Origin of the sequence: Sulfitobacter sp. M22 (genome assembly GCF_021736025.1) — a bacterium.
GTDB classification, from domain to species: Bacteria; Pseudomonadota; Alphaproteobacteria; order Rhodobacterales; family Rhodobacteraceae; genus Sulfitobacter; species Sulfitobacter litoralis.
The window spans coordinates 2,966,747-2,980,620 of sequence record NZ_WMEC01000001.1; the positions used below are offsets into that span (position 1 = coordinate 2,966,747).

16 protein-coding genes are annotated in these 13,874 nt (G+C 53.9%); 12 read left to right on the forward strand and 4 right to left on the reverse strand.

Annotated elements, in window-relative coordinates; translation table 11 throughout:
* Nucleotides 1-58 precede the first annotated feature (58 nt).
* Both GLP52_RS14565 and recO read left to right on the forward strand, forming a co-directional pair.
* A complete protein-coding gene (locus GLP52_RS14565; RefSeq protein WP_093731741.1) occupies nucleotides 59-388 on the forward strand; it encodes a DUF1491 family protein in 330 nt (109 codons plus the stop codon).
* Entirely contained in the window at nucleotides 388-1,113 is a 726-nt protein-coding gene (recO, locus tag GLP52_RS14570) for a DNA repair protein RecO (RefSeq protein ID WP_093731742.1), read from the forward strand. The genes GLP52_RS14565 and recO overlap by 1 nt, the downstream gene beginning before the upstream one ends.
* Here recO and GLP52_RS14575 read toward each other — a convergent pair.
* Nucleotides 1,097-1,492 carry an META domain-containing protein gene (locus tag GLP52_RS14575; protein ID WP_093731743.1) on the reverse strand — a complete coding sequence of 132 codons (396 nt, stop codon included), beginning with the start codon at nucleotides 1,490-1,492 and terminating at the stop codon, nucleotides 1,097-1,099. The genes recO and GLP52_RS14575 overlap by 17 nt on opposite strands.
* 50 nt (nucleotides 1,493-1,542) lie before the next feature.
* Nucleotides 1,543-3,228, reverse strand: a complete 1,686-nt coding sequence (locus tag GLP52_RS14580) for an acyl-CoA dehydrogenase family protein (protein WP_093731744.1) — start codon at nucleotides 3,226-3,228, stop codon at nucleotides 1,543-1,545.
* Nucleotides 3,229-3,374: 146 nt separating this feature from the next.
* Between GLP52_RS14580 and GLP52_RS14585 the strand changes: the two genes are divergently transcribed.
* The gene (locus GLP52_RS14585) at nucleotides 3,375-4,142 is read left to right on the forward strand and encodes a sulfite exporter TauE/SafE family protein (protein ID WP_093731745.1); all 768 of its coding nucleotides are present in this window, start codon (nucleotides 3,375-3,377) and stop codon (nucleotides 4,140-4,142) included.
* A gap of 3 nt (nucleotides 4,143-4,145) precedes the next feature.
* Here GLP52_RS14585 and GLP52_RS14590 read toward each other — a convergent pair whose 3' ends face one another.
* Nucleotides 4,146-4,505, reverse strand: a complete 360-nt coding sequence (locus tag GLP52_RS14590; protein ID WP_093731746.1) for a helix-turn-helix domain-containing protein — start codon at nucleotides 4,503-4,505, stop codon at nucleotides 4,146-4,148.
* 151 nt (nucleotides 4,506-4,656) lie between these two features.
* On the opposite strand from GLP52_RS14590, the gene GLP52_RS14595 reads away from it, so the two are divergent.
* Both GLP52_RS14595 and GLP52_RS14600 read left to right on the forward strand, forming a co-directional pair.
* Complete coding sequence (locus GLP52_RS14595; RefSeq protein WP_237271212.1) at nucleotides 4,657-5,556, forward strand: helix-turn-helix domain-containing protein; 900 nt, start codon at nucleotides 4,657-4,659, stop codon at nucleotides 5,554-5,556.
* Between the two features lie 78 nt (nucleotides 5,557-5,634).
* Nucleotides 5,635-6,351: a hypothetical protein gene (locus GLP52_RS14600; RefSeq protein ID WP_093731747.1), complete on the forward strand. Its 717-nt coding sequence runs from the start codon at nucleotides 5,635-5,637 to the stop codon at nucleotides 6,349-6,351.
* Between the two features lie 48 nt (nucleotides 6,352-6,399).
* Here GLP52_RS14600 and GLP52_RS14605 read toward each other — a convergent pair whose 3' ends face one another.
* Nucleotides 6,400-7,998 carry a phosphoenolpyruvate carboxykinase gene (locus GLP52_RS14605; protein WP_093731748.1) on the reverse strand — a complete coding sequence of 533 codons (1,599 nt, stop codon included), beginning with the start codon at nucleotides 7,996-7,998 and terminating at the stop codon, nucleotides 6,400-6,402.
* Nucleotides 7,999-8,359: 361 nt separating this feature from the next.
* On the opposite strand from GLP52_RS14605, the gene GLP52_RS14610 reads away from it, so the two are divergent.
* From GLP52_RS14610 to GLP52_RS14640, 7 genes are read left to right on the forward strand one after another with little or no spacing between them, the layout of a single operon-like run.
* Nucleotides 8,360-9,061: a response regulator transcription factor gene (locus GLP52_RS14610; RefSeq protein ID WP_093731749.1), complete on the forward strand. Its 702-nt coding sequence runs from the start codon at nucleotides 8,360-8,362 to the stop codon at nucleotides 9,059-9,061.
* Between the two features lie 41 nt (nucleotides 9,062-9,102).
* Nucleotides 9,103-10,785 carry a sensor histidine kinase gene (locus tag GLP52_RS14615; protein WP_237271213.1) on the forward strand — a complete coding sequence of 561 codons (1,683 nt, stop codon included), beginning with the start codon at nucleotides 9,103-9,105 and terminating at the stop codon, nucleotides 10,783-10,785.
* 5 nt (nucleotides 10,786-10,790) lie between these two features.
* Complete coding sequence (locus GLP52_RS14620; RefSeq protein WP_093731751.1) at nucleotides 10,791-11,222, forward strand: HPr kinase/phosphorylase; 432 nt, start codon at nucleotides 10,791-10,793, stop codon at nucleotides 11,220-11,222.
* Complete coding sequence (gene rapZ / locus GLP52_RS14625) at nucleotides 11,215-12,108, forward strand: RNase adapter RapZ (protein WP_237271214.1); 894 nt, start codon at nucleotides 11,215-11,217, stop codon at nucleotides 12,106-12,108. Before GLP52_RS14620 ends, rapZ begins: the two co-directional genes overlap by 8 nt.
* A complete protein-coding gene (locus GLP52_RS14630) occupies nucleotides 12,105-12,497 on the forward strand; it encodes a PTS sugar transporter subunit IIA (RefSeq protein WP_093731753.1) in 393 nt (130 codons plus the stop codon). The genes rapZ and GLP52_RS14630 overlap by 4 nt, the downstream gene beginning before the upstream one ends.
* A gap of 14 nt (nucleotides 12,498-12,511) precedes the next feature.
* On the forward strand, nucleotides 12,512-12,781 hold the full coding sequence (locus GLP52_RS14635; protein ID WP_237271215.1) for an HPr family phosphocarrier protein: 270 nt from the start codon (nucleotides 12,512-12,514) through the stop codon (nucleotides 12,779-12,781).
* A 55-nt stretch (nucleotides 12,782-12,836) separates the two neighbouring features.
* A complete protein-coding gene (locus GLP52_RS14640; protein WP_237271216.1) occupies nucleotides 12,837-13,727 on the forward strand; it encodes a lysophospholipid acyltransferase family protein in 891 nt (296 codons plus the stop codon).
* The last annotated feature ends 147 nt before the right edge of the window (nucleotides 13,728-13,874 follow it).

A 13,874-nucleotide genomic window follows, 5' to 3' on the forward strand; every position in this document is an offset into this window, starting at 1 on the left:
TTGGTGCGATCCGACCCTTCGGGGAGGAATTTTCACCATTTGGAAGCAAGGGCCTGTCATGGCCCGGCTGACGGCGCGGTTCTGGGTGGACGCCTACCTCGCGCGGCTGCGCGTCTATGATATACCGGCATTTGTTGTCGCGCACGGGGATGACACTGGTGGCGCGGTTCTGGTGAAGCTGGCCACATTGGATGGAAATGCGCAGCTTTTTCATAAAAGCTTTGATTTGATCAGTGGTGAACGAACTTGGGTCGAGATGACGAGCGGCCAAGAGCCTGATGTGGATGAATCGATCAGTCGACAGCGCGGCTTTGACCCGGATCTATGGGTGATCGAGGTTGAAGACCGCCAAGGCCGCCATCTGTTGCACGAGGATGGGCTGAGTTGATGGAATGGCGCGATCAGGGCATTTTGCTGAGCACGCGCCGCCACGGCGAAACATCGGCGATTATCGAAGTTTTTACGCCAGAACGTGGGCGTCACGCCGGGATCGTGCGCGGCGGCACCAGCCGTAAAATTGCGCCAATCTTGCAGCCGGGTGCTCAATTGGATGTCTCATGGCGTGCACGATTAGAAGACCACATCGGTGCTTTTACCGTCGAGCCGGTACGAAGTCGGGCGGCATTGGCGATGAACGATCGGATGAGCCTCGCGGGATTGAACGCCGTGACCGGTCTGCTGGTTTTCGCCCTGCCTGAACGCGAGCCCCATGCACCGCTGTATCGGCGAACGGAAGCTCTGCTGGACCTTTTAGGGCAGGGGGACCTGTGGCCGCTCGCCTATCTTCAGTGGGAAATCAGTTTGTTAGACGAGCTGGGCTACGGGCTTGATCTTAGCGTTTGTGCTGTCACCGGACGAACAAGCGGGCTGATCTTTGTGTCGCCAAAAACGGGTCGTGCCGTCACGCGGGAGGGGGCTGGAGAGTGGGTGGACAAAATGTTGCCGCTTTCGCCCGTGCTCCGTGGTGAGGGTGATGCGAGCAACGCAGATATTGTGTTGGCGTTTAAAACCACGGGCTATTTTCTAGAACGACATCTGGCACGAGACCTTGGCGCAAGGTCTTTGCCTGAGGCGAGAACGCGATACGTGGAGGCCTTCAGTCGGCAGCGATAAACACCATATTAAGGTTCTCGGTGTTAGATAGAATCATCACATCATCCAGTATTTCGATGATGGTGGTGCGTATAAGCGCGTTGGTGAGTGATTTTTCGTACTGCAGGTCCGGGCAGAACATTTTGGTGGAGGATATGATCGTGAGTGTGACCCACGGATAGGGCACGGTATTCGACGCAGTGATACGGTTGCACGGACCTTGGATGGCGATTGTTTCTGCGTCTAGAAAGGACAGCGTCGTAGTTGCCGGGAACGGGACGCCGTTTATCTCTTGTAGATCCCAAAGACGGTCTGCCCCGCCATATGCCCAAGCGGTTTCATTCCGACTGCACAGATTTGTCAGAGCAGCAAGAATTAGAAGAGGGATGAATTTGAACATACTCGGTGCGAAAGCGGCCCGACGGTGTTAGCCATCAGGCCGCTGTGACACTATCCTAGCAAGCGGCGAGAGATGACCTGCGCCTGGATCTCTGCGGCACCTTCAAAGATGTTGAGGATTCGCGCATCACAGAGGACACGGCTGATCTTATACTCCAGCGCAAAGCCGTTGCCGCCGTGAATTTGCAGACCGTTGTCAGCCGCGGCCCAGGCGACACGTGCGCCGAGTAGCTTCGCCATACCTGCTTCGACGTCACAACGACGACCTTCATCTTTCTCGAAGGCAGAGAAATAGGTCAGCTGACGTGCAATCATAATCTCGACCGCCATCATCGCAAGTTTTGAAGACACACGAGGGAAGTTGATCAGGGACTTTCCAAATTGCTTGCGGTCGATAGCGTATTGCATGGAGATATCGAGCGCGGACTGCGCAACCCCAATGGCACGAGCCGCCGTCTGGATGCGCGCGCTTTCAAAGGTTTCCATTAGCTGTTTAAAGCCTTTGCCCTCTTCGCCGCCCAACAGATTTTCACCTTTGACATGGAAACCATCGAACGCGAGTTCGTATTCTTTCATGCCGCGATAGCCCAGCACTTCGATCTCGCCGCCGGTCATGCCTTCGGACGGGAAGGGGTTTGCGTCATCGCCGGGCGTTTTTTCGGCCAGAAACATCGACAAGCCTTTGTAGTTTGTCGTCTGAGGGTCAGTCCGTGCTAAAAGGGTCATGACATGGGTGCGCGCCGCGTGGGTAATCCATGTTTTGTTGCCTGTCACCTTATAATCGTCACCGTCCTTCACTGCGCGGGTACGCAGGGAGCCGAGATCCGAACCGGTATTCGGCTCTGTAAATACGGCCGTGGGCAGGGTCTCAGCGCTCGCAATCCGGGGAAGCCATTTTTCTTTCTGGGCGTCCGTCCCGCCCGCGATGATAAGCTCCGCTGCGATTTCCGAGCGTGTCCCCAGAGACCCAACGCCGATATAGCCGCGCGACAATTCTTCGGAGACGACGCACATAGAGGCTTTGGACAGGCCAAAGCCGCCGTATTCCTCGGGGATTGTCAGGCCGAAAACGCCCATTTCTGCGAGCTCATTGATGACCTCAATCGGGATCAGCTCGTCCTTGAGGTGCCATTCGTGGGCGAAGGGCTCGACCTTTTCAACAGCGTAGCGGCGGAACTGCTCGCGGATCATCTCTAGCTCTTCATCGAGGCCGGACCGACCCACGGTGATGTTAGCGGATTGCTCTTGCATCAGTTCAACAAGACGTGTGCGTGCGGCTTGCGTATTGCCCTGCTTTTGCAATGAAGTGATGCCAGCGTTCACGAATGCGGTCTGATCCTCGGTCGCTACACCGAGATCGTGCAGGCGCAGAATTTCACCTTGGTTCATCTGAATGCCGCCGGTCATCTGGCAGAGATATTCACCGAAGGCGATCTGATGAATTAGCTGTTCGGTCTCGGTAAACTTGTCTTCGGACTGAAGTTTTTCTGCCCATAGCTGCATCTGATGAAGAGACTGCGCATAGGTAGCGAGCCAAGCAAGCCCATGTGCCGCGGTTTGATTTTCTTCGACAAGTGCGTTCGCCACTTTTCCGTCTTGAGATACAATCGCGCGTACCGCGGCTTTCGCTGCATCTAAGAGACGATCCACGGGAGCCAACGTTGATTTGGTAATCGCAAGCAAGTCTTCGATAACAACTTCGGTGCCAGCAATTACGTCTTGTCCATCATGTGCCATCTGTAAGCTCCCTTATTTGGTTAAGGACGACATAGACCTTTCGCAGTTGCAGCACAATAAAGATACGTTTCGATGCGACAAATTGGTTTAAAATTTCGTCGATGATTTCGCGTGCGCCTCTTGGTAAACTTGATATGAACATGCCCATGGACATGCTTTTTACCTTAATGACACCGGGAGAATGGGCTTTTGCCTTCGGGGTCGGACTTGTAGCTGGGTTTATTAAGGGGGTGGTGGGCTTCGCGATGCCCTTGGTCCTCATATCGGGGCTCACGATGTTTCTAACGCCCGAGCTCGCGCTGGCCGGGCTGATCTTCCCAACGGTCATCACGAATATGTTTCAGGCCTTACGGCAGGGCGTAGCCGCTGCGTGGGGCAGCATGAAAATGTTTAAAGTTTTCCTGATCGCCGGAGGCGTCGCACTTTGCCTGTCTGCCCAGACTGTGCGTTTTCTCGCCGCTGATACGATGATGCTGGTGATTGGTGTGCCGATAACGCTATTTGCTTTGTGGCAGGTCACGGGACGCAGTTTTACCCTCTCGCATAGATCCACAAGACTAGAGGCCGCTATCGGGGTGTTCGCTGGGGCCATTGGCGGCGTTTCGGCCGTCTGGGGGCCGCCGACAGTCGCCTACCTTACTGCGCTTGGAACGCCCAAGCATGATCAAATGCGCGTGCAAGGGGTCATCTACGGATTAGGTGCAATCCTATTGCTGATTTCGCATTTTGGATCTGGTGTATTGCGCGCGGAGACGGTGCCTTTTTCGACCGTGATGATCGTACCATCGCTGATCGGCATGTGGCTAGGCAGCCTGGTGATGGACAAGATTGACCAAGCGTCTTTTAAGAAAGCGACACTGGTCATCCTGTTAATTGCGGGGGCAAATCTAGTCCGCCGCGGTCTATTTGGTTAACGCTTAACTTTGCCGCGCAACGGTCAATCCTGATACATCTTCGATAAATGTCACGATGCGTGTCTTGAGCGCATCATCATTTATCGCGGCCAAAGCGCTAACGATCTCGATGCTCGGGTCGGCCTTAGGCGTGGCATTTGTATCGTCATGCAGTCCTTCGAAAAAATACGCGGGTGCGACGTCTAGAATTTGAGACAATTCAAACAGACGGCTGGCAGCGACACGGTTCGAGCCAATTTCGTATTTCTGGATTTGCTGGAAGGATAGATTCAACCGTTTGGCCACATCGGTTTGAGAAAAACGACGCAGCGTACGAATCTGTTTTAGTTTTTTGCCGACGTGGATGTCTACGGGATGCGACATTCTGATACCTCCGGTTGTTGTTGTACCTAGTCATCCCCAAATCTCTCTTTCCGATCAATTGGATAGATTTATTCAATTTGTGGTTACAAAGTGTCCACTGATGTATTATGAATAATGCCTTAATGTATGATTAATTTACCATTGGTGGCCAATGAATAGTGTCGACGAGGCAGGATTAATTGAAACCGAAGCGGACAAAATTCCGCCGTTACTATATGAAATGGTTAGATCTTTTATCGTCCTCGCGGACACACTCAATCTTAGCCAAGCCGTGCGCCTGTTGGGAAGTACGAGGCAGACCGTGAGGCGCCATATTGCCCAGATTGAAGACTATTTGGATGCCCCATTGTTCGATGTCGACGAACGCCGATATCGCCTTACTCAACGTGGTGAAGAAGCATTGCCCGAGGCGCGAGAGTTTCTCGCGCGCGGTAAGGTGTGGATTGGCGGCAATACACGAAGTTCCGGCGGCCTGTTACGCCTGTCGCACGAAACGCCAAACGGGTGGAATTTCTATCAGCAGCAACGCCCATTAACGCAGATTTGGGATGGCGAGTCGCCGATGATAAAAGAAGCATTTGTCGCCTGGGTGAATAGCGAGGGACGGCTGGAGCACGAAAATTTCCAGAAAATTCGTCCGTATGTTCTGGTGTACCGAGACTCCCCGAGCGGTTGGATTTGCATCGAGGTGGGGCAGGAATCATTTTATACAAATTGGTGGGGTTGGGAGAATGCGCGGAGTAGCATCGGGCGGCCCCTCGCTAATTTTCCGGGCGGTCCCGAGTTCGAGGCAATGCTGGATTTCCCTTTTCGGGAGGTGCAGGCGAACGGCGGGGTGCGCTTGGATGAAATTGTGACACAAATACCGCGCGACACAGCCAGCGGAGAGCTTATCCCACTGGCATATAAAAGACTTTTAATGGCGAGCCGGTTTCCTGATGGTAGTTTCGCCTTGATCTCGGCAGTAGATAGATCGCGCCATGTGACCATTTCCGGCCTAGATCAAGCCGCGATGTCAGGCATGCCCGACGACGCCATAGTGCGCTTCTAGCCATCTATCTAAAATTCGAAGCTAACTTTTGTCAAATAGGCTACCCTTTGTTGGAATTTCATCAGAGGAGAGTTCAGTATGACGTTGTTGAGTTTTCAGAGCGGCGAACGTTTTATCGCCAGTAGTTCAGAGGCCCTGCGCAAAGCTGGGATCACGTTAACGGTCGGTTATGACTTTAGGGTCTACAAGGAACTATTAGAGGATGCGCGACCGGATCACTTAATTGGGCTGCCCTTCGACCCTGTCGCGCATGATCTGAGCGAAAATAACGCCTTTTGGGTCGTTGGGCGGAATTCGAAGGGTGAAATTATGCATACGCAGGCGATGCGTATGTTGGCGTTGAAAGGGGCAAAGCTGGCCGAGTACCTGCGTCGGTCATTCGTAGAGTTTCCACCTCCGGGCGTTGATATTGATTTCCACCGCTCAAGGTATCGCGCAGGGCCGGGATCGCACCGCATCGCTGGCGACGTGTGCTATCATGGCGAATTTTGGGTCGGTGCGACACCGCGTGAATTTAAGACCGCTGGTCTATCGTCACTATTGGGGCGCTATGCCTTCTGGCAGGCAATGCAGCATTGGGATCCAGACCACATCATTGCGTTCATGACAAATGCAGTTGTGTATAAGGGGTTCCCTGCACGCCATGGTTATATGCATACTGAGCCAGGCACGTTGCGATGGTTCATTAATGGGCAAGATGCGCCCGTTGAAGGCTTTATGGCCTATATGGACCGAGAGGATCTACGGTTTATTCTGGACATGCCTCTGTCAGATCGATCGTCGAGGGCGGCATAGAGGGCGCTAAGAATAGAGAGCCGCGCTTTTCGCGCGGCTCTGTTAAGATCAACCGATTGCGGCCGCTTTCACGTCCTCGTCGATATAGGGGAGGTATTGTTCAAAGTTCTCCGCGAACATTTTGACCAGTTTGGCTGCCTGACGATCGTAGGAAGCAGGATTGTCCCAAGTTCTGCGCGGGTCCAGAAGGATATCAGCAACCCCCGTCACTGCGACCGGAACGTCAAAGCCGAAGTTAGGGTCTTTGCGGTATTCAACACCTGCGAGTGATCCCTCCAGCGCTGCGGTTAGCAATGCGCGGGTGGCCTTGATTGGCATGCGGCTACCGGTGCCATAAGCGCCCCCGGTCCAGCCGGTGTTCACCAGCCAGCATGTCGCGCCATGCGTGGCAATTTTCTCGCGCAGGAGGTTGCCGTAAACTTCAGGGCGACGTGGCATGAAGGGGGCACCGAAACAGGTTGAGAATGTAGGCTCGGGTTCGGTTACACCACGCTCTGTGCCTGCTACCTTGGACGTGAAGCCCGACAGGAAGTGATACATTGCCTGCGCAGGGGTCAAACGCGCGATCGGAGGAAGTACACCGAACGCATCGCAGGTCAACATGATGATGTTTTTGGGATGCCCGCCGGTCGCTTTAGCAGAGGCGTTAGAGATATAGTGCAGCGGGTAGGCGCAACGCATGTTAGCGGTCAGGCTATCGTCATCGAAATCAAGCTCTTTTGTGTCTTGGTCAAAGATCATGTTCTCAATGACGGTACCGAACTTTTCAGTGGTCGCGTAAATCTCGGGTTCGGCTTCACTGCTCAGGTTGATCGTTTTCGCATAACATCCGCCCTCAAAGTTGAAGGTGCCATTGTCGGACCACCCATGTTCGTCATCGCCGATAAGCGTACGGCCGGGGTCGGCGGACAAGGTGGTCTTACCTGTGCCCGACAGTCCGAAGAACACGGCGGTATCAACGGGGTTGCCGGTGGCGTGGTTGGCAGAGCAGTGCATCGGCATGATGCCTTTCTCTGGCAGCAGATAGTTTAGCAGCGTGAATACCGATTTCTTGTTTTCACCTGCATATTCAGTGCCGCCGATGAGGATCATCTTTTTATCGAAATTCATCGCGATAACCGTCTCAGAACGGCAGTTATGTTTTGCCGGATCAGCAGAGAAGCTGGGGCAATTGATCACAGTGAAATCTGCAATGAAGCTATCCAGTGCGTCACGATCCGGACGGCGCAGCATGTGGCGAATGAACAGACCATGCCAAGCAAGTTCGGTCACCATGCGTACATTGATTGCATGTTTGGGGTCGGCACCGCCCACGAGATCCTGTACGAAGTAGTCCCGTCCCTGCATGTGAGCGAGCATATCTTGATGTAACGCGTCAAACCCTTCGGGGGACATCGTCGCGTTATTTTCCCACCAGATTTTGTCAGCGACACTTTCAGTTTTTACGACATGTTTGTCTTTGGGAGAGCGGCCGGTAAACTTACCCGTTGTGACCAAAAACGCACCGCCTTTGCCCAAGGTGCCTTCATCTCGCTTAAGCGCGGCCTCGACCAGTGCGGGCTCGATCAGGTTGTAATAGACATCACCCAGCCCGCTAATGCCTTGGTCTTCGAGGCGAAATTGCGGATTTACGCGGCCTAACGTCATGTGATGTCTCCTGTAGCTGCATCAGAAAGATGCCAATTCTTGCACAAATGGCTCGACCCTTTGGGGCCGTGACTGCCTCTTAGCACGTTGATTTACAGTATGAACAGGTAGGTTTGTCTCAGTTAGCGCCATCATCCAACTGTTTGCGGAAACTCTTCTTAATCCGACGTAAAGGCCTGCCGAATATCATGAGAGCTAACCCCGTATGTGCGGCAATTTAGCCATTTCTTAACAAATTGTGGCACGATTAAGGCTAAGATAAGGAGCGATTCTCAGTTTCCGATTGATTCGCCCGCGTAAATTGATGATCAGTAGAAGAAAAAATATTTAGCAGTTGAGCAGAATATAAAGGGAACAGGCAATGTCAAAAATTGCATTGGTGGACGACGATAGGAATATCCTAACGTCGGTCTCTATGACTTTAGAAGCCGAAGGTTTTGAGGTCGAAACCTATAATGACGGTCAGGCCGCGTTGGACGCATTCAACAAAAAGCTGCCCGATATGGCGGTGCTGGATATCAAAATGCCTCGCATGGACGGTATGGATCTGTTGCAACGGCTGCGGCAGAAAACTGCGATGCCCGTGATCTTCCTGACGTCCAAAGACGACGAAATCGATGAAGTGCTTGGCCTGCGAATGGGGGCCGACGATTATGTCAAAAAGCCTTTCAGCCAACGCCTTTTGGTTGAGCGTATTCGTGCGTTGTTGCGCCGCCAAGATGCTGTTGAAACGAACGAAGTTGGCGACACTGAAGAAACTAAAGTAATTGAGCGTGGCGACTTGCGGATGGACCCGCTGCGCCATGCTGTCAGTTGGAAGGGCAAGGATGTCTCGCTGACTGTAACTGAATTTTTGCTATTACAAGCGTTGGCTCAACGTCCTGGTTTTGTAAAATCACGCGACCAGCTGATGGATGTTGCGTACGATGACCAAGTGTATGTCGATGATCGTACCATCGATAGCCATATCAAGCGCTTGCGTAAAAAGATGCGGTCAGCGGACGAGGAGTTTTCCGCGATCGAAACGCTGTACGGCATCGGTTACAGATACAACGAAGAGTGATCTGAGCCATGGCCATTGTCGAAAGGAATTTTGTGCGGGACATGACCACGCCTAATCGGGACGGTGATGTTGTATTGGGTGACGACTGGGTCGCTCCGGACAAAATCGCGACAGATGAATTGCGCGGAAAACGTGCACGGCGCGGCCTGTTTGCGTTGCGCGCGTCGCCGTTGACCCGAAAAATAATCACATTCAACTTAATTGCGCTGAATGTTTTGGCCGCCGGTATACTCTATCTTAATTCCTCCCGAGATAGCTTGGCCGTACAACGGGGTGCCTCGCTTATCTCTGAGGCAGAACTTATTGCAGATGTGTTCGAGGCACAGCTAGCGGCGGGGGGCATTCCTGACGGGTTGGCGGGGGCGGAGAACGCGCGGGCAAGCCTTGAGCGGCTTGACCTGCGTAGTGGGATCGAAGTTTTTATCTTTGATACATCCGTCGATTTGGTTGCTCAAAACGCAGGGCAAAGCGATACGATCTCTGAGATTTCGGATCCTGGGGATACAGCCCTCATTTCTGATGGGCTAAGCTGGCTTTGGGGTGTGCTGTCCGCATCCTTTGGTGCAGGCACGCTGGCTGAGACTGTCCCGGTAGCAGAGCAGTTGCGGCCGCTGGTCTCTGGTGCTCTCGTCAGTGGCACCCGGATGGGGAATGATCTTGTTGGCGCGGGGGGAACGCTTTTCTCGGTCGCAACGCCTATCGTTCATGATGGTATGCCAATAGGTGTAGTCGCCGTTACCTCGGCAGCGGGGGAAATCGATAGGCTTGTGCGGGATGAGCGCGAGCGGGTCCTCCAGATGTTTGTCATTGCGACGCTGGTCTCTATCGGTCTGAGTATCGTGCTGGCTTCGACCATTGCGAACCCGCTATCAGATTTGGCGGCAGCCGCCGAGCTGGGGCGCGACAAAGATGCGCGAAAAATGAATCCCGGCCGAATCCGTATTCCGGATCTGACGGCACGCCCCGATGAAATCGGTCGGCTCTCAGGGGCGCTGCGCGGTATGGTGTCGGCGCTTTACAACCGAATAGACGGAAACGAGCAATTTGCGGCTGACGTCGCGCATGAGATTAAAAACCCGCTCGCCTCTTTGCGATCGGCTGTTGGCACGTTGCGCTTGATCAAGCGAGAAGACCAACGCGAAAAGCTGCTCGACGTCATCGACCACGATGTGCGCCGATTGGACCGTCTGGTTAGCGATATTTCGAACGCGTCGCGTCTGGACAGTGAGCTGGTCAAAGAAGAGGAAGAGCCCTTTGATTTGCTCATGATGATCGGCAATTTGGGTCAGTATCTGGGGGAAGACGCACGCAAACGCGGCATCGACTTTATAACTGATCTGCCAGAACAGCCGATTATCGTTCATGGCCTCGAAGCCCGTTTGGCGCAGGTTTTTGTGAATTTGATCAGCAATGCCGTGTCGTTTTGTGAAGATGGCGATGCAATACGTGTCTGGGCGCGCATGCGTGAAAATCGCATTCTCGTTGTCGTAGAAGACACCGGTCCGGGCATCCCGGAACAAGCGCTCTCGAAGATTTTCAAACGTTTCTACTCGGAGCGCCCCGAAGAGCATTTTGGTAATAACTCTGGGCTAGGGCTCGCGATTTCGAAGCAAATCGTAGAGGCGCATGGTGGTGTCATCTGGGCCGAAAATATTCGGCCGACCGATGCCGATATCACCTCTGACCCTCTTGGCGCGCGCTTTGTGGTTGGATTGCCGATCTGAAGCCGATGTCACCGACGACCACGATCCACGCCACGACCGTGTCCGTTAAGGGGCGTGGTGTGATGATACGCGGTGCTTCGGGCAGCGGGAAATCTGCGCTGGCATTGCAGCTGATTGCAATGGGGGCCGAGCTTGTGTCGGATGACCGTACAGGGCTGATTAAGCACGATAATCGGCTCATCGCTAGCCCGCCCGACGCGATACAAGGCCTGATCGAAGCGCGCGGCATCGGGATACTGGCCTTGAAATACGAAACTGAAATTCCGATCTACCTCTTAATAGATCTGGACAACGATGAACCCGACCGCCTTCCCGAAATACGCTACGAAGAGGTAATGGGCGTCGCTCTACGATGTCTTAGGCGGTGCGATGGGCCACATTTCGCTGCTTCTGTTTACTTGATGGCAAATATGATGGACTACCCAGCAGATGACTGAGGCAATGACATCCAATCGGCGAATTGTGCTTGTGACCGGTCCGGCAGGGGCAGGGCGGTCTTCCACGTTGAATGTGTTGGAGGATGCCGGTTTCGAAGCGATTGATAATAGCCCGATGCGGATGTTGCGTGCGTTGATCGAGGCACCAGGCCAACTGCGTCCGATGGCTCTTGGCGTTGACCTGCGCAATCGCGATTTTTCGACGGACCGCGTTATTGAGTTAATGGCGGACATGCGATCACGTCCTGACATCGACATCGAACTTCTTTACCTCGATTGCGATACCAACGTACTGCTACGCCGGTTTTCGGAAACGCGCAGGCGCCACCCGATGGCTGCGTCCGCGACACCTATTGAGGGTATCGTGCGTGAGAAAGAACTGCTTGAACCGGTTTTAGCGATCGCGGACGTTTTAATTGATACATCAGACCTGAATGTGCATCAGCTCAGATCAGAGGTAGAGCGCTGGTTCACGCCTGATGGCGCACGGCACTTGACTGTATCGGTCCAGTCATTCTCCTATAAACGCGGGCTACCGCGCAGTGCTGATATGGTCTTCGACTGCCGCTTCCTGCGAAACCCCTATTGGGAACCAGCGCTGCGGAGCATGAATGGCACCCAGCAACCTGTGGCTGACTACGTTGGTGCCGATCCCTTGTTCGCAAACTTTGCGACACAGGTGAAATCTCTGTGTCAATTGGTCCTGCCCGCCTGCAAGACCGAAGGGAAATCACATATCTCTCTTGCGTTCGGCTGCACAGGGGGGCAACACCGGTCCGTAACTTTGGCCGAATATCTCGCATCCAGCCTATCGAAAGACGGCTGGCAAGTTTCGGTTAGGCACCGCGAATTAGATCGTAGCAAACGGGAAGAGACATCGCGTTGATTGGTATTGTGATTGTTGCACACGGCGGGTTGGCCAAGGAGTATTTGGCCGCGATCGAGCATGTCGTCGGGTCGCAAAATGGTGTGCGCGCTATTGCGATTTACGCCGACCACGATCGCACCGAGAAGCAGCAAGAGATCTGTCAGGCCGCCGATGCCGTGGACACTGGCAACGGGGTGGTTGTCGTGACCGATCTTTTTGGCGGGTCACCTTCGAACCTTAGCTTGCTTGCGTGTCGCCCCGAAAATCGCCGCATCCTTTATGGCGCAAACCTCCCCATGTTGATCAAGCTGGCCAAGTCCCGTGACTTGGAAGTGCCCGAAGCGGTGCGCGCAGCTTTGGCGGCCGGTAGGAAGTACATTGATAGCCAGAACGTTAGTGCGGAATAGTAAGGCTCTATTATATGACTCAAGTTTCACTGAAAATTGTAAATGAAAAAGGCCTGCACGCGCGCGCCTCTGCCAAATTGGTCGAAGTTGTCGAAGCGTTCGACGCACGTGCGGAAGTCAGCAAAGATGGCATGTCGGCGTCGGGTGACAGCATTATGGGCTTGCTTATGCTCGCGGCTTCTAAAGGGTGCACGATTGATGTGCAAACGTCTGGCCCTGATCAGGAGGCGCTCGCAGATGCCCTGACAGCCTTGGTCGCTGATAAGTTCGGTGAGGGCAACTGATCGCCGGTTTGCGATGGCCGTTGTCGGTTGCCTTGAAGGGTATAAGGTTAAAAATATGACGGAGAATGCGCAAAGCGGACCTGCGCGGTTGTTAAATGATGGAACCGGCGAGCCGGTAACCTTCACCAAATATGATCGCAGCAGCCTTTCCTATGCCTCTACATTCGATCACCCGGTAAAGTCAGGTCTCATCAGCGCTATTGAGCTGTTCACCGGCAAACTCAAAGTGCTCCGCCTGATCCGTCAGTTTGAAAAACAAGGGGCACCGACTGGGCAGGGATTCTGGCGGGCTGCGCTGGATACCATGGGCATCGACCTGACAACGCCGCAGGAGCAGTTGAACCGAATTCCGAAAAGCGGACCCGTCGTCGTCGTTGCGAACCACCCGCACGGAATGGTCGACGGCATGATTTTCGCGGATCTTATCGGTCGGGTCCGGCCCGATTACCGCATCCTCACTCGATCGTTGTTAACCTCAATCGACGAAGTCGCGGGCAGCTATATGATCCCGGTGCCGTTTGCTCACGATCCCGATGCACAACGTAAGGGTGTCGAAATGCGCGCGAAAGCGATGGCACACCTGAAGGCGGGCGGCGTTGTCGCGCTTTTCCCGTCAGGCGTCGTCGCCGCCTCTGATACCATGTTTGGTCCGGCGATCGAAGCAGAGTGGAATGTCTTTACCGCGAAAATGATCCGCCGATCGGGGGCAAAGGTTGTGCCGATGCGGTTTCCCGGTGAAAACAGCCGCGCCTATCAAATCGCAAATAGAATATCGCCAATTTTGCGGCAGGGGTTGCTACTGCACGAGATCGTCCATGCCTGCAATAAGCCCCAGGGTCCGATCGTAGGTCATGCGCTGACGCCGGAACAGATGAGCGCGAACATAGATGACCCGCGTGGCTTTATGGCTTGGCTTCGGGCGCATACGCTTTCGCTTGAAGAGTAACCTTCTGATCTAATTTGATAAATCAAGTTGTGCGGCGTGCTCCTGTGGGGCGGTGTTCGTCAGGTCTGATCGGCGCAGTTGTTGACGACAGGTGCTCGTCAAATACGCTTAGACAAAGATTGCTCCGAGATGACGCGCACCACACGA